The following is a 21666-nucleotide window of genomic DNA, read 5'->3' as shown; positions in this document are numbered from 1 at the left end:
AGTGTCACTCGCAAAACCTCCGTCGCGTCGTCGTCGCCATCTCGGGCGCCCGCAGGGATCGGAGGTTTTGCGAGGGTCACCCATAGCAGGACGACCGGCGAAAGGCACGGGGGCAGGTCATGACCATGATGCGCGCGATCGGCCTGATGAGCGGCACGTCGCTCGACGGCGTGGACGTCGCCCTGATCGAGACCGACGGCGAGGCCGTCCACGTGGTCAAGGGCCACAACAACTACCTCGAGCCCCTGGGGCCGACCGGCTACCGCGGCTATTCCGAGGACGAGAAGGTCCTGCTGCGCGCCGCCACCAAGGACGCCGAGGGCGTCGTCGCCCCCGGCGACCGGCCCGGCCGGCTGCCCGAGGCGGAGGCCTTCGTCACCGAGGCGCATGCCCAGGCGGTCGAGCAGTTCCTCGCCGAGAACGGGCTCTCGCCCGCCGACATCGACGTGATCGGCTTCCACGGCCAGACGGTGATCCACCGCCCGGACCAGCGCATCACGATCCAGATCGGCGAGGGGCAGGCGCTCGCCGACCGGTTGCGCATTCCGGTCGTCTCCGACCTGCGCCGCGCCGACATCGAGGCGGGCGGGCAGGGGGCGCCCCTGGTGCCGGTGTTTCACCAGGCGCTGGCCGCGGCCTCGGGGTTCGAGGGCGCCTACGGCATCCTCAACATCGGCGGCGTCGCCAACGCGACCCTGGTCGACGCGAAGGGCGGCGTGATCGCTTTCGACACGGGGCCCGGCAACTCGCTGATCGACGAGTGGATGCAGGAGCGCGAGGGCAAGAATCTCGACGACGGCGGCCGCACCGCCGCGCGCGGGCGAGCCGACGAGCCGCTGCTGGCGTGGCTGCTGACGCACCCGTTCTTCTTCCGGCGGCCGCCGAAATCGCTCGACCGCAACTGGTTCTCGCACAAGCTCGCGGGCCAGCTCTCGACCGAGGACGGCGCGGCGACGCTCACCGCCTTCACGGCCCGCGCGGTCGCCCGGGCGCTCGACCATGCCCCGGAGATCCCGGCCCGCTGGATCGTCGCGGGCGGCGGGGCCCGCAACGGCGAGCTGGTGCGGCTCTTGAACTATCACCTGCGCGCCGAGATCACGACGGCCGACGCCATCGGCTGGTCCTCGGCCTTCCTCGAGGCGCAGGCCTTCGCGCACCTGGCCGTGCGCTCGCTCAAGGGTCTGCCGATCACGTTTCCGTCGACCACCGGCGTGCGCGAGCCGTTGACCGGCGGCGTCCTGGCGCGACCGCGGGATACCTGAACGCCGAGCGCGGTTCACCCTGGAGCGATTCTCGAAGAGCTTCAAAGCGAGCCCCATGACCGACCGCGCGACCCCGATCCGCTACCACGACAACGTCGAAACCCCGGCCCCCGACGAGAACCACGTCATCGACGAGATCATCGCCTCGATGACCCGCGAGAGCGAGACCACCGCCGCACGCTACAAGCACGCCGTGCGCGCCTCGCACGCCAAGATTAGCGGCATCGTCGTCGGCGAGCTCCAGGTGCTGCCGAACCTGCCCGCGGAGCTGGCCCAGGGCCTGTTCGCGACGGCGGGCACGCATCCGGCGATCGTGCGGTTCGCGCAGGGGCCGGGCGAGCTCCTGAAGGACAGCGTCTCGACCCACCGCGGCATGGCGATCAAGGTGCTCGGCGTCGCCGGCGAGAAGCTCGCCGGTCACGCGGCCGACACCCAGGACTTCGTGCTCGCCACCGGGCCGGTCTTCCCGAACCCGGACGCGAAGGGCTTCCTCGGCAGCATGAAGCAGCTCGAAGCCGGCACCAAGGCGCCGGAGGCGGTGAAGGTCGCGGTCTCGGCGACGGCGCGGGCGGCCGATTCGGTCGTGAAGGCGGTGACCGGCAAGAGCGCGCCGCTGCTCGATTTCTTCGGACACCAGCCGCTGCATCCCCTGGCCGAGCCGTACTACACGCAGGCGGCGCTGCGCTACGGCGACCATATCGCCAAGATCGCCGCGTTCCCGGCCGCGCCCGCGCAGGAGGCCCTGGCGAAGGAGGAGCTTCACCCCGGCGACGACCCGGACACCTTCCGCCACGCGGTCGCGGCCTTCTTCCGCGGCCAGGAGGTGGTGTTCGAGATCCGCGTGCAGCTCTGCCTCGACCTGAACGACATGCCGATCGAGGACGCCTCGAAGGAATGGTCGGAGGAGGCCAGCCCCTACCGCACCGTCGCCCGCCTCGTGCTGCCGGCGCAGGACGCGACGAGCGAGACCCGCCGCGCCTACGCCGACGACGTGCTCTCCTTCCGTCCCGCCCACAGCCTCGCGGCGCACCGTCCGCTGGGCTCGCTGATGCGGGCGCGGCTGAAGACCTACCAGGCGCTCTCGAGCTTCCGCCATGCCCGCAACGGCGTGCCGGAAACCGAGCCGCGCGCCATTGAGGAGGTGCCGGCCTGATCGCCCGCATGGGCGCCGCCAGTCGGCGTCGCGCCGAACGCTCTCCCTTCCCCTTCGGGGGAGGGAGGCGGCCACCCGACGCAGACGCAACGCGGCCCCGATTTGTGCCTCCGCCGCCCGCGCGCTAGAGCACGCGCACGATGTCCCACAACACGTTCGGCCACCTGTTCCGCGTCACCACCTTCGGCGAGAGCCACGGGGTCGCCCTCGGCTGCGTCGTCGACGGGTGCCCGCCCGGGCTGGCGCTGGAGGCCGAGGAGATCCAGGCCGAGCTCGACCGGCGCAAGCCCGGACAGTCGCGCTTCACCACCCAGCGGCGCGAGCCGGACCAGGTGAAGATCCTGTCGGGCGTGTTCGCCGACGACCGCACCGGGGGCCGCCAGCTCACCACCGGCACGCCGATCGCGCTGATGATCGAGAACACCGATCAGCGCTCGAAGGACTATTCCGAGATCCGTGACAGCTACCGCCCGGGCCATGCCGACTACGCCTACGACGCCAAGTACGGCATCCGCGACTATCGCGGGGGCGGGCGCTCGTCGGCGCGCGAGACCGCGGCGCGGGTCGCGGCCGGCGCCATCGCGCGCAAGGTAATTCCCGGCGTCACGATCCGCGCGGCTTTGGTGCAGATGGGTCCGCACGCGATCGACCGGTCGAGCTGGGATTGGGAGGCGGTCGGCGCCAACCCGTTCTTCTGCCCCGACGCGGCGACCGCGAAATTCTACGAGGACTACCTCGACGGCATCCGCAAGGACGGCTCGTCGATCGGCGCGGTGATCGAGGTGGTGGCCGAGGGCGTGGCACCCGGCCTCGGCGCGCCGATCTACGGCAAGCTCGACGCGGAGCTGGCCGCCGCGATGATGTCCATCAACGCGGTCAAGGGCGTCGAGATCGGCGACGGCTTCGCCTCGGCGGCGCTTCGCGGCGAGGACAACGCCGACGAGATGCGCGCGAGCAACGACGGGCGCCCGACGTTCCTGGCCAACCATGCCGGCGGCGTGCTCGGCGGCATCTCGACCGGCCAGCCGATCGTGGTGCGGTTTGTCGTGAAGCCGACCTCGTCGATCCTCACACCCCGGCGCACGGTCACGGGCGACAACCGCGACGTCGACCTGATCACCAAGGGCCGCCACGATCCCTGCGTCGGCATCCGGGCCGTCCCCGTCGCCGAGGCGATGATGGCGTGCGTGCTCGCCGACCACCATCTCCGCCATCGGGGGCAGGTCGGCACCTGACTTCGGCGCCTCACGTCGGCGTCTGACGCCCGACCGTCCCCGGACGCAAAGCCCATTCGAGTACCGAACCGTGCCCCACACCTCCGTCACCTCCGCCATCGAAGCCTTCGCCCGCGGCGAGATCGTCGTCGTCACCGACGACGACGATCGCGAGAACGAGGGCGACCTCGTCGTCGCCGCGATCCATTGCACGCCGGAGAAGATGGCGTTCATCGTCCGCAACACCTGCGGCATCGTCTGCGCGCCGGTGACGGTCGCGGAGGCGCGCCGCCTCAACCTCGCGCCGATGGTCGCCTCGAACGACGCGCCGCTCGGCACCGCCTTCACCGTCACGGTGGACGTGAAGCACGGGCTGACCACCGGCATCTCGGCCGAGCAGCGCTGCAACACCGTGCGGGCGCTCGCCAACGGCAACATGGGCGCCGACGACTTCGTCCGCCCCGGGCACGTCTTCCCGCTGATCGCGCGGGACGGCGGCGTGCTGATGCGCTCAGGCCATACGGAAGCCGCGGTCGACCTGTGCAAGCTCGCCGGCCTGCCGCCCGTCGGCGTGATCTGCGAGCTCGCCAACGACGACGGCACGGTGATGAAGGGGCCGCAGATCGCGGCCTTCGCCGAGACGCACAGCCTCGCCCGCGTTTCGGTGGCCGACCTGATCGCCTACCGCCAGGCGCGCGACAAGCTGGTCGAGCGCGTCGGCCACTTCCCGGTCGAGACCGAGTTCGGCCCGATGACGGGCTACGCCTACACCACGCCGTTCGAGGCGATCCAGCAATTCGCCTTCGTCCACGGCGACATCGGCGACGGCCGCAACGTGCTGGTCCGGCTCCATCGCTCGGACGTCGTCGCCGACGTGATCGAGGGCGGCCGCCAGATCGAGACGGTGATGCGCCGGTTCGCGCGGGAGGGCCGCGGCATCCTCGTGTACCTGCGCGACGGCACCGCCGGGGTTCCGCTGAACCGCGTCGCGGACGAGGGCACCGAGGCGCAGCGCGTGCGCCAGTGGCGCGAGGTGGGCCTGGGCGCGCAGATCCTGCGCGACCTCGGCGTGGTCTCGATCCGCAACGTCTCGACCTCGGCCCGCGCCTATGTCGGCCTGTCGGGCTTCGGGATCGAGATGCTCGGCGACGAGCCGCTGGAGGGATAGTCCGCGACGAACCGGCCGTAGCGCAGCGCCAAGGCCGGCAGGATCGCGAGGTTCAGCACCGTCGAGGTGACGAGCCCGCCCAGGATCACGATCGCCATCGGCCCCTCGATCTCGCGCCCCGGCTCGCCGGCGCCGAGCGCCAGCGGCAGCAGGCCGAGGCCGGTGACGAGGGAGGTCATCAGGATCGGCACCAGCCGGTCGCCGGCGCCCTCCGCGGCGGTGGCGGCGTCCCAGCTGCGCTCCTCGCGGGCGACCATGTGCTCGTAATGGGCGATCAGCATGATCGCGTTGCGCAAGCTGATCCCGAACAGGGTGACGAAGCCGACGATCGAGCCGAGCGAGACCACCGCGCCGGTCGCCGCCACGGCGAGCACGCCGCCGACGAAGGCGAAGGGCAGGTTGACCAGCACCAGGACGAGGTTGCGCACCGACCCGGTGACCACCGCGAGCAGCAGCACGATGCCGAGGCCGGCGAGCGCAGAATAGGTCAGCAGGTCGGCGCGCGCCCGCGCCTGCGTCTCCGCGGCGCCCTCGAAGGCGACGTAGACGCCGGGCGGAAGGGTCACCTCCTTGGCGACCTTGCGCTTGGCCGCCTCGACGAAGGAGGCCACGTCGCGCCCCGTCACGTTGGCGGTCACCGCCTGCACCCGCTGCGCGCCCGCGTGCTGGACCTGGTAGCGCCCGGCCGTCTCGTAGACGTCGGCGACCTGGGCCAGCCGGATGTAGCTGCCGCTCGTGGTCCGCAGCGGCAGGTCGCCGAGGCGGGTGAGGTGCGCGCGGGTCGCCCGGTCGAGGACGACGATCACGTTGAAGACGGCGTTGCCCTCGTAGGCCTGGCCGACCACGTCACCCTGGTAGGCGGTACGGACGATCTCCAGCACCTCGATCGCGTCGAGGCCCCAGTGGCGCAAGTCGTTCCGGCGTAAGGACACGGTGATCTGTGGCAGGCCGGCGGGCGATTGCTGCTGCACGTCGGCGGCGCCCCGCACCTCGGCGAGCTCGCGGGCGACGTCGCGGGCCGCCGCCTCGATCCGGTCGAGGTCGGCGCCGAACACGTTGATCACCACCGGTGCGGTGTAGCCCGAGACCGTCTCCTCGATGCGCTCGGTGAGGAAGGTCTTGAGCGAGAACGCGGCGCCGGGCGTGCCCGCCATCAGCGCGCGGATGCCGGCCTCGCTCCGCCCCTGCGCCGCGCCGTTGAGGCCGGGCTCGAGGTCGATGTGGATCTCGCTGTAATGCGTGCCGGCCGTGTCCTGGCCGGCCTCGGCCCGCCCGACCTGCTGCGCCACGGCGCGGACGCCGGGCACCGCCTTGAGGCCGGCGGTCATGCGCGCGCCGAGCCGCAGCGATTCCTGCAGCGAGGTGCCCGGCGCCGCCGCCATGTGCAGGATCAGGTGGCCCTCCTTGAGGTCCGGCAGGAAGGTGCCGCCGAAGAAGGGCAGGGCGGCCGCGCCGGCGAGGGTGAGGAGGACGGCCGCCGTCGCCGCCCAGCCGAAGCGCCGCTCGACGGCCCCAAGCATCCGCGCGTAGGCGGCGCGCGCGATCCGCATCACCGGGGGATCGCGCGCGGGCAGGTCCTTGCGCGCGACCAGCGCCATCGCGAGCGCCGGGGTGACCGTGAGCGCCACCGCGAGCGAGGCCACCACCGCCAGGATGTAGGCGAGCGCCAGCGGGCCGAACAGGCGCCCGGCGACGCCGGTGAGCGCCAGCACCGGCAGGAACACCAGCAGCACGGCGAAGGTGGCGTAGGCCACCGCGCCCCGCACCTCGATAATCGCGTCGCGCACCACTTGCGCGACCGGAAGCGGCACGGCGAGGCGGCGGTTCTCGCGCAGGCGCCGCACCGCGTTCTCGATGCCGATCACCGCGTCGTCCACCACCTCGCCGATGGCGATGGCCAGCCCCCCGAGGGTCATCGTGTTGAGGCTCTCGCCCATCGCCCCGAGCACCAGCACGGCGGCGAGCAGCGAGAGCGGGATCGCCACCGCGCTGATGACGGCCGTGCGCCAGTCGAACAGGAACACGAACAGCACCACGACGACCAGGATGCCGCCGAGCGCCAGCGCCTGCAGCACGTTGCCGTTGGCCTGGGCGATGAAGTTCGCCGGGCGGAAGAGGTCGCCGCGCAGCACGATGCCGTCGCGCGCCAGCCCGGGCCGAAGCTCGTCGAGGGCCGCCTCGACCCGGCGCGTCGCCTCCAGGGTGTTGGCGCCGATCTGCGCACCGACCATCAGGAGGATGCCGGGCCGGCCGTCGACGAGCGCCGCGCCGATCGGCGGCTCGGGGGCGGCGACCACGGTGGCGACGTCGCCGAGCACCACGCTCGCGCCGCCCTCGTTGACGAGCACCGTGCGGGCGATCTCCTCCGGCGTCAGCGACTGGCCTTCCGTCTGGAGGGCGATGCGCTGGTTGGGGGTGTCGACGAAGCCGGCGCCGCGCACCCCGGTGGCCTTGCGCGCGGCCACGAGCACGTCGTTCAGGCCGAGGCGGAAGCGGATCAGGTCGTGCGGCCGCACCTCGACCTGGAAGGCGCGCACCGCGCCGCCGTAGACCGAGACCTGGGCGATGCCGGGCACCGCGAGCAGCCGCAGGCGCACCCGCCAGTCGGCGATCGTGCGCAGGTCGAGGGCGGAGCGGCTCTCCGAGGTCAGCCCGACCAGGAGCACGGTGCTGGTCGAGGAGGTCAGCGCGGTCATCGCCGGCGGCAGCACGCCCTGCGGCAGGCGCCCGGCGAGGCTCGCCAGTCGCTCGGTCACGAGCTGGCGCACCCGGTAGATGCTGCTGCCGGCGGTGAAGGTGGCGGTGATGACCGACAGGCCCTGGATCGAGCTCGACCGCAGGCTGGCGAGGCCGGGAAGCCCGTTGACGGCGACCTCGACGGTCTGGGTCACCAGGATCTCGACCTGCTCCGGGTTGAGCCCCGGCGCCTCGGTCTGGATCACCACCGAGGGCGGCGCGAACTCGGGGAAGACGTCGTATTTCGCCTGGCCGAGGCTGGCGGTGCCGTAGACCAGCAACGCCAGCGCCAAGGCCACGACGATGCCGGGGAAGCGGATCGCGAAGGCGACCAGGGCGGCCTGCGGGCCGACGGGATCGGGCGCGGCGGGGCTTTGATCGGACGACATCGGCTCAGTCGTCGTCCGCGCCGCCGGCGGCCTGCACCTGGGCTTTCATCTCCTCCGACAGCAGGGCCTGCGCGCCCCGCATCACGATCTCGGTCTCGCCGGCGAGATCCGCGACGACGAAGCCGTCGCCCGAGAGCGCGGGGTCGGCGCCGAGCGCGTGGCGGGCGAACCCGGTCTCGCCGACCGCGCGGTAGAACCAGGCCCCGCCCTGCCAGTGCACCACCGCCTCCTCGGGCACGAGCACGCCGGTGGCGGCCCGCGACGAGGTGATGAAGGCCAGCGTGCTCATGCCGGGGAGGAGGCCGCTGTCGCCGGAGACCGTGTAGAACGAGCTGAGGCCCTGGATGCGCTGGTCGGTGCGGGTCGCGGCCGAGACGAAGCGCAGCGCCACGCGCTCGCTCTGCGGCGGCACCTCCGCGAAGGCCGCGCCGGGCCGGCCCTTCAGCGTCTCCCCGGGCGGCAGCGTCACCTGCACCAGGAAGTCGGCGCGCTCGATCAGCCGGGTCACGAGGACCGAGCGCTCGACGATGCCGCGGCCGATCACCGGCCCCCATTCCTGCTGCGCGGTGGCGCTGAGCGTCCGCACCTGCGACTGCGCGGCGGCGAGCGCCGCCTGGTCGGTCTGGAACGTGCCCTCGGTGGTCTCGATCTGCACCTGCGTCGCGTAGGGCCCGAGGGATTTGGCGCGCTGGAACGCGGCGCGCGAGACCTCGACCCGCGCCTGCGCGGTCTGCAGCTGCGCCGTCGCGGCGGCGTAGGAATTCGTGAGCTCCGTCACCCGCGCGAGGTCGAGGACGCTGCCGTAGGCCTGGATCTCGATCGGGTGCGATTCGGGCTGCCGCCGTGCGGTCTCGAGGCCGATCCGGGCGCGTTCCTCGGGCGTGAGCACCACGACGACGCGTCCGCCCTCGACCGCGGTGCGCTGGGGGGCAGCGAATGGCGTGGGCTTGGCGGGGGCGGGGGCGGACCTGGCCGCATCGCGCGCCACGAAAAGGTTCGTCAGCCGTGAAGCGACCTGCCGAACGTCGTCGCCGGCGAAAGCCGCGACGAGCGCCACACCGGCCAGCCCGATCGCCGCCGCCCAAACCAGCCCGTAGCCACGCCTCTGCCGCACCCGATCCACCCTATCGACGAGCGGCCGCCATGCCGGCCGACGCCGGGCGCGGCATTACCACATAATCCCGTTTCCGATTGCCGAATTATCCTGAAACCCGACGATGACGATCGTTGGCTACACTTTCCCGACGATCCCCCCCTCTCGGGGGAGGGAAGGGCACCCGATCTCTCCCTTATCGCCCCATCAGCGCGTCGACATGCGCCGACACCGAGCGTCCGAGGCCGTCGAGGCTGTAGCCGCCCTCCAGCATCGAGACGAGGCGGCCGCCGGCGTGCCGGTCGGCGACCTCCATCAGCATGCGCGTGGCCCAGCCGAAATCGGCTTCGGTCAGGCGCAGGTTGGCCAGGGGATCGAGGTGATGGGCGTCGAAGCCGGCCGACAGGATGATCACGTCGGGCGCGAAGGCGTCGAGGCGGGCGAGGATGCCGGCCTCGAACGCCTCGCGGAAGACCGCGCCGTCGTCGCCCGGGCGCAGGGGCACGTTGACGATGGTGTCCTTCGCGCCGCGCTCGGAGGCCGCGCCGGTGCCGGGAAACAGCGGCATCTGGTGGGTCGAGGCGTACATCACGTTGGCATCGTCCCAGAAGATGTCCTGCGAGCCGTTGCCGTGGTGCACGTCCCAATCGACCAGCGCCACGCGGGTCGCACCCTTGGCGCGGGCGTGGCGCGCGGCGATGGCGGCGTGGTTGAACAGGCAGAATCCCATCGCCCGGGTGCGCTCGGCATGGTGGCCGGGCGGGCGCATGGCGACGAAGGCGTTGCTGCATTCGCCCCCCATCACCGCATCGACCGCCATGATGCCGCCGCCGACGGCGCGAAGCGTCGCCTCCAGGCTGCCCGGGGACATCAGCGTATCCGAATCGATCGCGACCATCCCGTCCTTGGGCGAGGCCGCGACGATCGCCTCGACATAGGCGGCGGGGTGGGCGAGCGTGGCGACCGAGGCCTCGGCCTGCGGCGCCATGGTGCGGACGAGGCCGGAGAAGCGCTCGTTCTCCAGGACGCGCTCGATCGCGCGGATGCGGTCGGGCCGCTCGGGATGCCCCTCGGGCACGGCGTGGTCGAGGGCGGCCGGGTGGCTCACGTACAGGGTCGTCACGATCATCCCTCCGGCTGTGCGCGCCGCCTCGCTGCGGACGCACCTGTCGCAAAGCGGCAACAGCGCTTGGCATTGTGCCCGCGGGCAACGCGGGACGCTACGCCGAAGTGCCTCGTCCGCCTATGCTTCGGTCAGTTTCCGTCAACCCTGGTTCGAACGGCGGAAGCCCACTCGAGAGAGGCCCGCCATGCGCTTCGCCCCGATCATCGCGTGTGCCGTGCTGCTCTCGGGCTGCAACTTCAAGGCGGTGCCCGATCCGGCCCTGTCGGCACGGGACACCGCCTTCATGGCGCTGGTGCCGGACGCCGAGTTCGACCCGCACTTCGCCCGCTACCAGGTCACCGACCCGACGAAGGAGCAGCCCGGCACCATCGTGATCGAGACGATGGAGCGGCAGCTCTACCTCGTGCTGCCCGACGGCAAGGCGATGCGCTACGGCGTCACCGTGGGCGACGAGGCCTATGGCTGGAAGGGCACCGCCACGGTCGACCGCAAGGCGGAATGGCCGGCCTGGAACCCGCCGGCCGAGATGATCAAGCGCTGGCCGCACGTCCACCCGATGCAGGGCGGGCCGGGCAACCCGCTCGGCGCCCGCGCGCTCTACCTGTCCGACAAGGGCCGCGACACGCTCTACCGCATCCACGGCACCAACGAGCCGGAGAAGATTGGCCAGGCCGCGTCGTCCGGCTGCATCCGCATGCGCAACATCGACGTGGTCGACCTGTTCAACCGCGTGCCGGTGGGCGCGACGGTGATCGTGCGCTGAGGGCGGACGACCTTCGGTCCGTTTCCCCTCGTCGTTCCGGGGCTGCGAAGCAGAGCCCGGAATCCAGAACCGCCGACGCCAGCCGGATCCGCCACCGCCGGCGGCTCTGGATTCCGGGCTCGCCTGCGGCGCCCCGGAATGACGGGATAGCGGTGAGCGGGTGACGTTTCATCTGCGTTCCCGGAGAGCGGGCGACGATCGTGCGGTCTCGACAGATGCCGGCATGTCGCTCGAAAAAAGCAAGATTCTCGAAACGCTCATTCGTGAGCACGCTTTAACCTGAACGCCGGTTCAGATTTGGCCGTTAACCTCTGAAGACGATCTCGTCTCCTACAGTCCAATACACACGAGGACAGGCGGCGACCGAACAAAGGTCGCGGAGGAATTCGGTCATGATCAACGTTTCTCTTCAAGACTTCTGCAACCATGCCGTCGCCGAGGGCCGCATTGCGTCGGCCGCCGTGCAGGTTCTGCTGCGCGACGTGCTGCCGGACGGCATCGCCCATCGCGACGAGGCCGACATGCTGATCGCCCTGGAGCGGGCGGTGCCCGACGCCGATCCGGCCTTCGCCGACGCGCTGGTCGCCCTCGTGGTCGACTTCGCGGTCTGGGGCGAGCGTCCCTCGGGCTACGTCGACCGCGCGGTCGCCGCCTGGCTTTCGGCGTCGCTCGCCGGCCTCACCGGCCCGACGCCGGCCGGCGCGCGAATCGCCGTCGAGATCGTCCGGGAGGCGCAGGGGAGCGCCGAGGCGCTGATGGTGTTCGCGATGGAAGCCAACCGCTGGACCCGCGAGCCGGCCAGGACCGACCGGCCGCGCTTCGCGCTGGCCGCTTGAAACGAGACGAAAAACTTTTGACCGCGGTCGCCCAGGCATCGGCCGCCGGCACAGCTTCCGTCGCCTGCGGATCTGCTTTATCGGGAACGCTATATCCGGCTCACGCCAAGCCGCTTCCTGAAGACGACCAGACCTGAGCGCGATAAAAGATGTTCGACAAGATCCTGATCGCAAACCGGGGCGAGATCGCCTGCCGCGTCATCAAGACGGCACGGCGCATGGGCATCAAGACCGTGGCGGTCTACTCGGACGCCGACCGCGACGCGGTCCACGTGGCGATGGCCGACGAGGCCGTCCACATCGGCCCGGCGGCGGCGGCGCAATCGTACCTCGTCATCGAGAAGATCATCGACGCCTGCAAGCAGACCGGGGCGCAGGCGGTGCATCCGGGCTACGGCTTCCTGTCCGAGCGCGAGGCCTTCGCCAACGCGCTCGCCGAGGCCGGCATCGTCTTCATCGGCCCGAACGCCGGCGCCATCGCCGCGATGGGCGACAAGATCGAATCCAAGAAGGCGGCGGCCGCCGCCAACGTCTCGACGGTGCCGGGCTTCCTCGGCGTGATCGAGAGCCCCGAGCACGCCGTCGAGATCGCCGACGGCATCGGCTACCCGGTGATGATCAAGGCGTCCGCCGGCGGCGGCGGCAAGGGCATGCGCATCGCCTACGCCTCGGGCGAGGTCGCGGAGGGCTTCGCCCGCGCGAAGTCCGAGGCCGCCTCGTCCTTCGGCGACGACCGGGTGTTCATCGAGAAGTTCATCACCGATCCGCGCCACATCGAGATCCAGGTGATCGGCGACAAGCACGGCAACGTGGTCTACCTCGGCGAGCGCGAGTGCTCGATTCAGCGCCGCAACCAGAAGGTCATCGAGGAGGCACCCTCGCCCCTCCTCGACGAGGCCACCCGCCGGAAGATGGGCGAGCAGGCGGTCGCCCTGGCGAAGGCCGTGGACTACGATTCCGCCGGCACGGTCGAGTTCGTCGCCGGCCAGGACAAGTCGTTCTACTTCCTGGAGATGAACACCCGCCTCCAGGTCGAGCATCCGGTCACCGAGATGATCACCGGCGTCGACCTCGTCGAGCTGATGATCCGGGTGGCGGCCGGCGAGACGCTGCCGCTCACGCAGGATCGGGTGACGCTCGACGGCTGGGCGGTGGAGAGCCGCGTCTACGCCGAGGATCCGACCCGCAACTTCCTGCCCTCGATCGGCCGGCTCACCACCTACCGGCCACCGGAGGAGGGCACGTTCGGCACCGGCAAGGTCCGCAACGACACCGGCGTGGAGGAGGGCGGCGAGATCGCGATCCACTACGATCCGATGATCGCCAAGCTCGTCACCTGGGCGCCGACCCGCGCCGAGGCGATCGAGCTCCAGGCCGAGGCGCTCGACGCCTTCGCCATCGACGGCATCCGCCACAACATCCCGTTCCTCGCCGCCCTGATGGCGCATCCGCGCTGGCGCGAGGGGGCGCTGTCCACCGGCTTCATAGCCGAGGAGTTCCCGGAAGGGTTCTCCGCGCCCGAGCCGAAAGGCGCGGTGGCGCAGCGGATGATGGCGGCCGCGGCCGCCATCGACCACAAGCTCAACGCGCGCAAGCGCGGCATCTCCGGCCAGATGCGCGACCCCGCGCTGCTGCACTTCGAGCGCGACCGGGTGGTGATGCTGGCCGGCGAGGCCTTCCCCGTCACCGTCGATCCGCACGAGGATGCGCTGGCGCAGAACTGCCTCGTCGTCACCGAGGCCGACGGCACCGCCCACGTCGTCGAGAGCGACTGGCGCCCGGGCGAGCCGGTCTGGACCGGCACGATCGGCGCGCAGCGCGTCGCGATCCAGGTGCGCGGGCTGCTCAACGGCGTCGCACTCCAGCATGCGGGCGCCGCGGCCGAGGCCCGCGTCTACACTCGCCGCGAGGCCGAGCTCGCCGCGCTGATGCCGGTGAAGGAGGATGCCGGCTCCGGCAAGCAGGTGCTCTGCCCGATGCCCGGCCTGGTGAAGCAGATTCTGGTCACCGAAGGCCAGGAGGTGAAGAACGGCGAGGCTATCGCCATCGTCGAGGCGATGAAGATGGAGAACGTGCTCCGCGCCGAGCGCGACGCCACGGTGGCGAAGGTTTACGCCAAGGAGGGCGAGAGCCTCGCCGTCGATGCGGTGATCCTGGAATTCGCCTGACTCGCGTCAGCGTCCTGAGACCCGGCGGCGATGAGCCTCGTTCACAACGAGCAGACGAAACTGCTTGCGACCGGGCTCAACACGATCGCCGCGTTCATCATCATCGGGGTGGTGACGCCGGTGACGGCCGTGAGCTTCGGGATCGCGAACGCCCCCAAACCGACCGCCGTGGCCGTGTTCTTCGCCGGGGTCTGGCTTTGCACCGGGTTCGGCATACATTGGATCGCAAGGCGCGTCCTGCGGAGCCTCAAACCATGAACTCCGGTGAGATCTTCGTCATCTTCGTCATTCCGGCCATCATGCTGACCGTGGCCTATCTCGCCATGCACGCCAATGAATGGGCGATCCGCCGCGACGATCGGAAGTCCGGCGAGTAATCGGGGGTTCCCCGACCCGACCGGTTCGCACCGAAATCCATGCCTCTCTACTTCGCCTACGGCGCCAACATGGATGCGGCCGCCATGGCCTCCCGCTGCCCGGCTTCGCGGCTGATCGGGCAGGGCCGGCTGCACCGCCACCGCTTCATCGTCATGCGCGAGGGCTACGCCTCGGTGGTGCGCGACGGGCGCCACACGGTCTGGGGCGTGCTGTGGGAGCTGGCCCTCGCCGACGTCCCCGCCCTCGACCGCTACGAGGGCGTTGCCGGCGGCCTCTACGTGAAGGCCTCGCAGCCGGTCGCGACCGCGGGCGGCGTCAAGCGCGCGCTGATCTATCTCGGCCGCTCCACCGCCTGCGGCGTGCCGAAGCCCGGCTATCTCGAGGCCGTGCTCGCGGCGGGCGAGGCGGCGCAGCTGCCGCCCCCCTACCTGCGCGAGGTGCGCGGCTGGCGTCGCGGAGCGCCGACCTAGGTGCGACGCAGATGCCGCGGCTTCAACGTCCGGTTTGGCCCTGACCTTGCCTGCTCCCGGATCGCAGAACATCGAACACCGGGAGCCTTCCGCCAATGGACTTCGTTAAACCTACGGACATGGCCGCGACCATGAGCGATTCGGGCGTCATGCGCGCCGAACTGTCGATCCGCGACATGCTCGTGCGCGGCATGATGGCGGGCGCGCTGCTCGGCATCGCCACCAGCCTCGCCCTCACCGGGGCGGTGCAGACCGGCGTGCCCTTCGTCGGAGCCATCGTCTTTCCCGTTGGCTTCGTGATGATCGTGTGCCTCGGGCTCGAGCTCTGCACCGGGAACTTCGGCATCCTGACGCTGTCCTGGATGGAGAACCGGATCGGGTTCGCGCCGATGATGCGCAACTTCGCCTGGAGCTTCATCGGCAACCTGCTCGGCAGCGTGCTGTACGCGCTGCTCCTGGTGATCGCGCTGACCAATGCGTGGCACACGCCCGTCGCCGGCGTCGCGCAGAAGCTGGTCGAGATCGCCTCGGCCAAGACGATCGCCTACGAGAACCTCAGCACGGCCGGGATGCTAACCTGCTTCGTCAAGGCGATGCTGTGCAACTGGATGGTCTGCCTCGGCGTGACGATGTCGATGATGTCGACCTCGACCTTCGGCAAGATCCTCGGCGCCTGGCTGCCGATCTTCCTGTTCTTCGCGCAGGGGTTCGAGCATGCGGTGGTGAACATGTTCGTCATTCCCGCCGGCATGATGCTCGGCGCGCCGGTCCATTTCAGCGAGTGGTGGCTGTGGAACCAGATCCCCGTCACGCTGGGCAACTTCGTCGGCGGGGTGCTGTTCATCTCGGTGGCCTGGTACCTGACCTACCGTCAGAAGACCGTCGATCCGGCCCGCGTCGAGGGCCGTCCGCAGGGCCGCGCCGCCATCGCCCGCTGAGAACGACCCGACGCGGCCGGACACCTCGGGCGTCCGGCCGCGTTGTGCCGTCATGAGCGAGATCACAAGCGTCGCCGTCGTCGTCGTCGGCCGGGTCCAGGGCGTCACCTATCGCGCCTGGACCCGGCGCGAGGCCGAGGCGCGCGGCCTGTCGGGGCACGTGAGCAACCGTGCGGACGGCGCGGTCGAGGCCGCGTTCACCGGGCCGGCCGACGCGGTCGAGGCGATGGTGCAGGCGTGCTGGGCCGGGCCGCCCGGCGCCCGCGTCGAGCGAGTCGAGGTGACGGCCGGCGAGCCGTCCGCCGGCGCCTCCGGGTTCGCGATCCGGCAGTGAGGGGACCCGCGCATGGACGGCCTGCTCCGGCGCGTCTCGACAGCGCGCGCCGCGCCGGGGTAGCCATCCCGCGGTCCCGATGCGCCCACGGCCGGCGCGGCGCGCGGGCCCGATGGGCACCCCGGGGACGATGACCGACCTCCCTTCCACTACGCTGCTCGCCGCCTACCTGCCCTCCGGGTTCTCGCCGATCGACCTCGGCGCGCTGATCTACTTCGTGCTGGCCTGGGTCGGCTACGGCCTCTCCGTCGGGCGCCTGCGCGGGCGGATGGTGTCGCTGAGCCAGATCATGAACGCGCAGCGCGAGGAATGGGCGCGCCAGCTGATCGTGCGCGACAACCGCGTGGTCGACACCACGATCAACGCCTCGCTGCAGAACGGCACCGCCTTCTTCGCCTCGACGTCGCTGATCGCGCTCGGCGGCGTGCTCACCCTGTCGCGCTCCGGCGACGACGTGCTGAACCTGTTCGGCACGCTGCCCTTCGGCACGATCGCCACGCGCACGACCTGGGAGATCAAGGTCGCAGGGCTCGCGGTCGTGTTCGTCTATGCCTTCTTTAAGTTCGCCTGGGCCTACCGGCTGTTCAACTACAGCGCGATCCTGCTTGGGACCGTGCCGCCCAAGGGCTCGGGGGCGAGCGAGTCCGCGATGCTGCGCGCCGCGCGGCGCGTGGCGGCGATGAACACCGCGGCCGGGCTCCACTTCGCCCGCGGGCAGCGTGCGTTCTTCTTCGCGTTGGCGTATCTCGGGTGGTTCGTCAGCCCCTATTTCCTCGTCGCCTCGACGACGGCGGTCGTGTTCGTGATGTGGCGGCGCCAGTTCGTCTCCGAGATCCGCGCGATCCTGCTCGCCGACGGTGCCCCGCCCGCCGAAGGATCCACGCCGTGAGCGACGACCGCACCGGAACCCGCAGCGAGGACGCGATCGAGGAGACGATGCTGCGTCTCGTGGCCGAGCGCGGCCCCGGCAAGACCATCTGCCCCTCGGAGGTCGCACGCGCGCTGGCGGGGTCGGATCCAGACCAGTGGAGCCCCCTGATGCAGCCGGTGCGCCGCATCGCCGTGCGCCTGACCAAGGCCGGCCGCCTCGCCATCCTGCGGAAGGGCAAGCCCGCCGATCCGGACGATTTTCGCGGGATCTACCGGTTGTCGCTCCCCGAGGGCTGATCCGCCGGCCCCGGCAGCAGCGCGTCGGTGTAGCCGGCGAGCCGGTAGACCGCGAGGCCGATCCATTCCTTCACCGCCAGGTCGAGCACCAGCAGCCCCTCCGAGGCGAAGCTGCCGAAGCGCAGCGCGTCGCGCGGGCCGCGGGTGCGGTAGTCGACGGGGAAGGCGACGACGTCGAAGCCGGCCGCGCGGAAGCAGCCCATCGCCCGCGGCATGTGGAAGGCCGAGGTCACCAGCACCCAGCGCTCGCCCGGCTTCGGCTGGGCCATCGCGGCGGAGAACAGCGCGTTCTCGCGGGTGTTGCGCGAGCGGTTCTCCAGGATCAGCCGGGTGCGCGGCAGGCCGAGGGTGTCGGCGTCGCGGCTGACGATGTCGGCCTCGGCGATCGCCCCGTCGACGAGGCTGCCGCTGCCGCCGGAGAACATCAGCCGCGCCTGCGGGTAGCGCCGGGCGAGATCGGCCATGTAGATCGGCCGCTCGCCGGCATCGTTGACGATCACCTGCCCGCGGCCGGACGACAACCCGGCCTCGATCCCGCCGCCGAGCACGATGATGCCGTCGGGCGGGCGGTCGTCGGCGTAGGCCGGGAAGCGCTGCTCCAGCGGCAGCACCGCCCAGGCCGAGAGCGGCGACAGGCCGCCTGCGAGCAGGCCGAGGAGGCCGAACGCGCTCAAAGCTCCGCCGAGGCGCCGCCGCGCGGTCGCGAGCGTCAGCGCGACGCCGACGAGCCCGACGAGGGCGAAAACGTTCGACGGGGTGATCAGGAAGAAGATCACCTTCGAGAGCGGGAAGAACATCGGCGCGGGTCCGGCGGGCGTCGGACCTCAGGCCTTCGTCTCGGCCTCGTAGCGGGCCAGGGTTTCGGCGTCCGGCGGCAGCAGGGTGGCGAGGCTCGCGCCCTTCTCCGCCTCGCGGGTGAGCCAGAGATCGAGGCGCTGCTGCTCGACCGCCTCCAGCGCCACCGCCTCGGCGATGTCGGCCGGGATCACCACCACGCCGTCGGGGCCGCCGACCACGACGTCGCCGGGATGCACCGCGGCCCCGGCGCAGGCGATCGGCTCGCCGGAGCCCGCAAGCTGAAGCGTACCCTCGCCCGGCGCGAACGCGGCGTCCCAGACGGCGAGGCCGCTCTCGGCTGCGAGGCAGCCGTCGGTGACGAGGCCGGCGACGCCGCGGGCGGAGAGCCGCGCGGCCAGGATCGCGCCGAAGGGGAGGGCGAGCCCGGAGCGGCCGGTATCGACCACGACGACGGCGCCCTCGGGCACCGCCTCGATCGCCTCCGCGAGCGAGCGCGCGACCTCGCCGCGCGCCGGGATCATCCGCAGCGTCACGGCCGGCCCGACGGCTCGGCCCGAACCGGTGATGCCGGAGAGCGGGCAGGCCGGGACGCCGCGGCGCGCCAGGGCGCGGGCGAGGCTCGCCACGGTGACCGCGGAGAGGGCGTCGCGCAGGGTCGGGTCGAGGGCCATCGGGGTGCGGTCTCCGGGCAGGCTGCCTGACGCCCAAGTGGGTCGCGCAGGGGCGGGGGCAAGGCGGGCAACGGTTAAGCAGGGCAAGGGCAAGGCCGATCGGCGAGGACGTGCGGGCGTCAGCTGATCGGCGCGGCGAAGATCCGGGCGGCGGCGGGCCGCTGCGCCAGCGCCGCGTACCAGGACCGGATCTCGGGCCGCTCGACGCGCTCCGCCGGCAGGGCGAGCCAGCGGTGGGCGGCGCAGCCGAGCGCGATGTCGGCGATCGAGAAGCGCGTGCCGACGACGAAGGTTCGGTCGGCGAGGTGCCGGTCGAGGATCGCGGCGAGGACCTCGGACCGTTCGAGCGAGGCGGCGATCAGCGTGTGGTCGCGCGCATCCGGCGCGGCGCGGTAGAGCTGCCAGAACGCGTCGCGCATCGCCGGGGTGAAGCTCGTCGCCTGCCAGTCGAGCCATTGCTGCACCTGCGCCCGCTCGCGCCGGTCGTCGGGCAGGCGGAGCACGCCCTCCGCCCCGTCCGCGAGGTAGCGCAGGATCGCGTTCGACTCCCACAGGGCGAAGTCGTCCTCCTGGAGCACCGGCACCAGGCCGTTCGGGTTCATCGCCCGGTAGGCGGGGTCGGCGACCACGCCGTGCGCGCCGCCGGCCTCGACCCGCTCGTAGGCGAGGCCGGATTCGTCGAGCCCCCAGAGGGCCTTCTGCACGTTGACGGAGTTCGCCCGCCCCCAGAGCCTGCGCATCGGCTTATTCCTGCTCGCTCGCCTCGGGCCGATACGGCTCGGGCGGATAGGCATGCACGCCGCCGTTCGGATCGGTGATCCGGGTGCCGTCGCGATCCGCCGCGACGTAGCCCGGCCCGACCGGCACCTTGCCGTGGCCACCGGGGATGTCGAGGACGTAGGTCGGCTGGGCCAGCCCCGAAAGCCGGCCGCGGAGCGTGCGCATCAGCGCCTGCCCGGCATCGAGCCCGGTGCGCAGGTGAGCCGTGCCCGGCGCGAGGTCGCCGTGATGCAGGTAGTACGGCTTGATCCGGTTCTCGACGAAGCTCCGCATCAGCGCCTCCATCACCGCCGCATCGTCGTTAACGCCGGCGAGCAGCACCGTCTGGCTCACCATCGGGATCCCGGCGTCGACCAGCCGCGCGCAGGCGGCCCGCGCCTCGGCGCCGAACTCGCGGGCGTGGTTGGCGTGCAGGGCCACGAACACCGCCCGGCCGAAGCCTTTCAGCGCGGCGATTAGAGCGTCGGTCACCAGGGCGGGGCTCACCACCGGCACGCGGGTGTGGACCCGCAGGACCTTGACGTGGGGCACGCACTCGAGCCGCCGCGCGATGTCGGACAGCCTGCGCGGCGAGAGCGCGAACGGGTCGCCGCCGGTCAGCACCACCTCCCAGATCGCCGGGTCGGCGGCGATGTAGGCCAGCGCCGCATCGAGCTCGGCCTCGCTCAGCGTGCCGGCGCCTTCCGGCCCTACCACCTCGCGGCGGAAGCAGAAGCGGCAATAGACCGGGCAGACGTGGAGCGGCTTCAGCAGCACCCGGTCGGGATAGCGGTGGACGAGGCCGGGCATCTTCTCGTGGACGGCGTCGCCGATCGGGTCGGCGCGTTCCTCGGCCGCGGTGACGACTTCCTCCGCCCGCGGCACGAACTGGCGGGCGATCGGGTCATGCGGGTCGGCGGCGTCGATCAGCTCGGCCATGTCGGGGGTGATCGACACGGCGTAGCGCGCGGCCACCGCCCGCAGGGCCGGCAGGTCGGCCGCCGCCACGAGGCCCGCGGCGGCGAGCTCGTCCGGGCTGCGCAGCGGGCGGTTCATCGCGTTCCGCCCGCGACGGGGGTCCAGATCACGTCCTCGATATGCGGCGCGCCGGTCGCGAGCATCACCAGCCGGTCGAAGCCGAGCGCGCAGCCCGACGCCTCCGGCATCACCGCCAAGGCGTCGAGGAAGTCGTCGTCGATCGGATAGGTCTCGCCGTAGACGCGATGCTTCTCCGCCATCTCGCAGGCGAAGCGCCGGCCCTGCTCGGCGGCGTCGGTCAGCTCGCCGAAGGCGTTGGCGAGCTCGACGCCGCAGGCATAGAGCTCGAACCGCTCCGACACCCGCGGGTCGTCCGCGCTCGGGCGGGCGAGCGCCGCCTCGCTCACCGGGTACTCGCACAGGATCGTCGGCCGCCCGTGCCCGAGATGCGGCTCGATCCGCGCCACCAGCACGCGGCTGAACAGGTCGGCCCAGGTGTCGTCGGCGGCCACCCGCAGGCCCGCCTGCGCAACCGCAGCGGCGAGCCCGTCGCGGTCGGTGGCGCCGTCCCGCGACAGGGTGGCGAGGAGGTCGATGCCGGCATGCCGGTCGAAGGCGTCGGCCAGCGTCAGCCGCTCCGGATCGGCGAAGGGATCGCAGGTCCGATCGCGATGGCGCAGCCGCGCCGTCGCCGCCGTCTCGGCGGCGAGCCGTAGCAGGTCGGCGCAATCGGCCATCAGCACGGCGTAGGGCTCGCCGGCGCGATACCATTCCAGCATCGTGAATTCGGGATGATGCAGCAACCCGCGCTCGCGGTTGCGGAAGACGTGGCCGAGGCTGAACAGCCGCGATTCGCCGGCCGCCAGCAGCTTCTTGCAGGCGAATTCCGGCGAGGTGTGGAGGTAGAGCGGCGCGCGAAGCCCGTCGCCGCCGATCGCCTCGGTGGCGAAGGCGGAGAGATGCGCCTCGTTGCCGGGCGAGACCTGGAGGCAGGCGGCCTCGACCTCGACGAAGTCGCGGGCCGCGAAGTGGCCGCGGAGCGCATGGGCGATGCGGTTGCGCAGGATCAGCAGCGGGCGCCGGTCGGCGTGCCGGTGCGGCGCCCACCACGGGGAGGGGGCCGCCGTCACCGGGCTGCCCTGCGATCGGCGGATCGGACGTTTCCGGCTTCGAACACGCGCGCTCCCGGCGGACCGATACTGGCGCGGCTGGCAACCGGGCCGCGGATAGGATAGTGCCGGAGCCCGATATCGCTCTCGAGGGAT

At 71.6% G+C, this 21666-nt stretch carries 22 protein-coding genes; 14 read left to right on the top strand and 8 right to left on the bottom strand.

Annotated features, from left to right (window positions below):
- The first annotated feature begins 119 nt into the window (after positions 1-119).
- The 4 genes from FV227_RS12035 (at position 120) to ribB (ending at position 4797) form a co-directional block, all read left to right on the top strand.
- Entirely contained in the window at positions 120-1262 is a 1143-nt protein-coding gene (locus FV227_RS12035) for an anhydro-N-acetylmuramic acid kinase (RefSeq protein WP_147726627.1), read from the top strand.
- Between the two features lie 55 nt (positions 1263-1317).
- On the top strand, positions 1318-2415 hold the full coding sequence (locus FV227_RS12030; RefSeq protein WP_147726626.1) for a catalase family protein: 1098 nt from the start codon (positions 1318-1320) through the stop codon (positions 2413-2415).
- A 140-nt stretch (positions 2416-2555) separates the two neighbouring features.
- A complete protein-coding gene (gene aroC / locus FV227_RS12025) occupies positions 2556-3650 on the top strand; it encodes a chorismate synthase (protein WP_147726624.1) in 1095 nt (364 codons plus the stop codon).
- A gap of 70 nt (positions 3651-3720) precedes the next feature.
- Positions 3721-4797 carry a 3,4-dihydroxy-2-butanone-4-phosphate synthase gene (gene ribB / locus FV227_RS12020; protein ID WP_147726622.1) on the top strand — a complete coding sequence of 359 codons (1077 nt, stop codon included), beginning with the start codon at positions 3721-3723 and terminating at the stop codon, positions 4795-4797.
- Here the strand turns inward: ribB and FV227_RS12015 are convergent.
- The 3 genes from FV227_RS12015 to FV227_RS12005 all read right to left on the bottom strand — a co-directional run bounded on the left by FV227_RS12015 (position 4737) and on the right by FV227_RS12005 (position 10138).
- Positions 4737-7922, bottom strand: a complete 3186-nt coding sequence (locus FV227_RS12015) for an efflux RND transporter permease subunit (protein ID WP_147859002.1) — start codon at positions 7920-7922, stop codon at positions 4737-4739. The two genes, ribB and FV227_RS12015, sit on opposite strands and share 61 nt — an antisense overlap.
- Before the next feature lie 4 nt (positions 7923-7926).
- Positions 7927-9036: an efflux RND transporter periplasmic adaptor subunit gene (locus tag FV227_RS12010; RefSeq protein WP_246687858.1), complete on the bottom strand. Its 1110-nt coding sequence runs from the start codon at positions 9034-9036 to the stop codon at positions 7927-7929.
- A 175-nt stretch (positions 9037-9211) separates the two neighbouring features.
- A complete protein-coding gene (locus FV227_RS12005; protein ID WP_147726985.1) occupies positions 9212-10138 on the bottom strand; it encodes a histone deacetylase family protein in 927 nt (308 codons plus the stop codon).
- Positions 10139-10325: 187 nt separating this feature from the next.
- Here FV227_RS12005 and FV227_RS12000 point away from each other — a divergent pair, with 187 nt between their 5' ends.
- From FV227_RS12000 to FV227_RS11960, 10 genes are all read left to right on the top strand, one after another.
- Positions 10326-10904: a L,D-transpeptidase gene (locus FV227_RS12000; protein ID WP_147726986.1), complete on the top strand. Its 579-nt coding sequence runs from the start codon at positions 10326-10328 to the stop codon at positions 10902-10904.
- Positions 10905-11296: 392 nt separating this feature from the next.
- Positions 11297-11740, top strand: coding sequence for a hypothetical protein (locus tag FV227_RS11995; protein WP_147859001.1), 444 nt, complete (start codon positions 11297-11299; stop codon positions 11738-11740).
- Positions 11741-11889: 149 nt separating this feature from the next.
- Positions 11890-13908: an acetyl/propionyl/methylcrotonyl-CoA carboxylase subunit alpha gene (locus FV227_RS11990; RefSeq protein ID WP_147726988.1), complete on the top strand. Its 2019-nt coding sequence runs from the start codon at positions 11890-11892 to the stop codon at positions 13906-13908.
- Positions 13909-13938: 30 nt separating this feature from the next.
- Entirely contained in the window at positions 13939-14166 is a 228-nt protein-coding gene (locus FV227_RS11985; RefSeq protein WP_147726989.1) for a hypothetical protein, read from the top strand.
- Positions 14163-14285: a hypothetical protein gene (locus FV227_RS30320; protein WP_281406255.1), complete on the top strand. Its 123-nt coding sequence runs from the start codon at positions 14163-14165 to the stop codon at positions 14283-14285. The genes FV227_RS11985 and FV227_RS30320 overlap by 4 nt, the downstream gene beginning before the upstream one ends.
- A gap of 39 nt (positions 14286-14324) precedes the next feature.
- The gene (locus FV227_RS11980) at positions 14325-14756 is read left to right on the top strand and encodes a gamma-glutamylcyclotransferase family protein (RefSeq protein WP_147726990.1); all 432 of its coding nucleotides are present in this window, start codon (positions 14325-14327) and stop codon (positions 14754-14756) included.
- 131 nt (positions 14757-14887) lie between these two features.
- On the top strand, positions 14888-15694 hold the full coding sequence (locus FV227_RS11975) for a formate/nitrite transporter family protein (RefSeq protein ID WP_246686547.1): 807 nt from the start codon (positions 14888-14890) through the stop codon (positions 15692-15694).
- 52 nt (positions 15695-15746) lie between these two features.
- A complete protein-coding gene (locus tag FV227_RS11970) occupies positions 15747-16028 on the top strand; it encodes an acylphosphatase (RefSeq protein WP_147726992.1) in 282 nt (93 codons plus the stop codon).
- Between the two features lie 130 nt (positions 16029-16158).
- On the top strand, positions 16159-16917 hold the full coding sequence (locus FV227_RS11965; protein ID WP_147726993.1) for a DUF599 family protein: 759 nt from the start codon (positions 16159-16161) through the stop codon (positions 16915-16917).
- A 47-nt stretch (positions 16918-16964) separates the two neighbouring features.
- A complete protein-coding gene (locus tag FV227_RS11960) occupies positions 16965-17195 on the top strand; it encodes a DUF3253 domain-containing protein (protein WP_147726996.1) in 231 nt (76 codons plus the stop codon).
- On the opposite strand, the gene FV227_RS11955 is transcribed toward FV227_RS11960, so the two are convergent.
- From FV227_RS11955 to epmA, 5 genes are all read right to left on the bottom strand, one after another.
- A complete protein-coding gene (locus FV227_RS11955; RefSeq protein ID WP_147726994.1) occupies positions 17168-17992 on the bottom strand; it encodes a YdcF family protein in 825 nt (274 codons plus the stop codon). The genes FV227_RS11960 and FV227_RS11955 overlap by 28 nt on opposite strands.
- A gap of 27 nt (positions 17993-18019) precedes the next feature.
- A complete protein-coding gene (locus FV227_RS11950) occupies positions 18020-18664 on the bottom strand; it encodes a dimethylmenaquinone methyltransferase (RefSeq protein WP_147859000.1) in 645 nt (214 codons plus the stop codon).
- Between the two features lie 119 nt (positions 18665-18783).
- On the bottom strand, positions 18784-19404 hold the full coding sequence (locus FV227_RS11945) for a glutathione S-transferase family protein (RefSeq protein WP_147729734.1): 621 nt from the start codon (positions 19402-19404) through the stop codon (positions 18784-18786).
- A 4-nt stretch (positions 19405-19408) separates the two neighbouring features.
- On the bottom strand, positions 19409-20479 hold the full coding sequence (locus FV227_RS11940) for a lysine-2,3-aminomutase-like protein (RefSeq protein ID WP_147858999.1): 1071 nt from the start codon (positions 20477-20479) through the stop codon (positions 19409-19411).
- The gene (gene epmA / locus FV227_RS11935; RefSeq protein ID WP_147728634.1) at positions 20476-21531 is read right to left on the bottom strand and encodes an EF-P lysine aminoacylase EpmA; all 1056 of its coding nucleotides are present in this window, start codon (positions 21529-21531) and stop codon (positions 20476-20478) included. Before epmA ends, FV227_RS11940 begins: the two co-directional genes overlap by 4 nt.
- Between the last annotated feature and the right edge of the window lie 135 nt (positions 21532-21666).

This window comes from Methylobacterium sp. WL119, assembly GCF_008039875.1.
Classification (GTDB): Bacteria; Pseudomonadota; Alphaproteobacteria; order Rhizobiales; family Beijerinckiaceae; genus Methylobacterium.
This window is presented reverse-complemented; position numbering and strand designations above follow the sequence as displayed.

Excerpts from the sequence above, each read along its gene's own strand:
- FV227_RS12000 (WP_147726986.1), top strand. The coding sequence starts at position 10,326 with ATGCGCTTCGCCCCGATCATCGCGTGTGCCGTGCTGCTCTCGGGCTGC.
- FV227_RS11980 (WP_147726990.1), top strand. The coding sequence starts at position 14,325 with ATGCCTCTCTACTTCGCCTACGGCGCCAACATGGATGCGGCCGCCATG.
- FV227_RS11965 (WP_147726993.1), top strand. The coding sequence starts at position 16,159 with ATGACCGACCTCCCTTCCACTACGCTGCTCGCCGCCTACCTGCCCTCC.
- FV227_RS12015 (WP_147859002.1), bottom strand. The coding sequence starts at position 7,922 with ATGTCGTCCGATCAAAGCCCCGCCGCGCCCGATCCCGTCGGCCCGCAG.
- FV227_RS11950 (WP_147859000.1), bottom strand. The coding sequence starts at position 18,664 with ATGGCCCTCGACCCGACCCTGCGCGACGCCCTCTCCGCGGTCACCGTG.
- FV227_RS12035 (WP_147726627.1), top strand. The coding sequence starts at position 120 with ATGACCATGATGCGCGCGATCGGCCTGATGAGCGGCACGTCGCTCGAC.
- FV227_RS11945 (WP_147729734.1), bottom strand. The coding sequence starts at position 19,404 with ATGCGCAGGCTCTGGGGGCGGGCGAACTCCGTCAACGTGCAGAAGGCC.
- FV227_RS11960 (WP_147726996.1), top strand. The coding sequence starts at position 16,965 with ATGCTGCGTCTCGTGGCCGAGCGCGGCCCCGGCAAGACCATCTGCCCC.
- FV227_RS11975 (WP_246686547.1), top strand. The coding sequence starts at position 14,888 with ATGAGCGATTCGGGCGTCATGCGCGCCGAACTGTCGATCCGCGACATG.
- FV227_RS11970 (WP_147726992.1), top strand. The coding sequence starts at position 15,747 with ATGAGCGAGATCACAAGCGTCGCCGTCGTCGTCGTCGGCCGGGTCCAG.
- FV227_RS11955 (WP_147726994.1), bottom strand. The coding sequence starts at position 17,992 with ATGTTCTTCCCGCTCTCGAAGGTGATCTTCTTCCTGATCACCCCGTCG.
- aroC (WP_147726624.1), top strand. The coding sequence starts at position 2,556 with ATGTCCCACAACACGTTCGGCCACCTGTTCCGCGTCACCACCTTCGGC.
- FV227_RS11940 (WP_147858999.1), bottom strand. The coding sequence starts at position 20,479 with ATGAACCGCCCGCTGCGCAGCCCGGACGAGCTCGCCGCCGCGGGCCTC.
- FV227_RS12030 (WP_147726626.1), top strand. The coding sequence starts at position 1,318 with ATGACCGACCGCGCGACCCCGATCCGCTACCACGACAACGTCGAAACC.
- FV227_RS11990 (WP_147726988.1), top strand. The coding sequence starts at position 11,890 with ATGTTCGACAAGATCCTGATCGCAAACCGGGGCGAGATCGCCTGCCGC.
- FV227_RS11985 (WP_147726989.1), top strand. The coding sequence starts at position 13,939 with ATGAGCCTCGTTCACAACGAGCAGACGAAACTGCTTGCGACCGGGCTC.
- FV227_RS11995 (WP_147859001.1), top strand. The coding sequence starts at position 11,297 with ATGATCAACGTTTCTCTTCAAGACTTCTGCAACCATGCCGTCGCCGAG.
- FV227_RS30320 (WP_281406255.1), top strand. The coding sequence starts at position 14,163 with ATGAACTCCGGTGAGATCTTCGTCATCTTCGTCATTCCGGCCATCATG.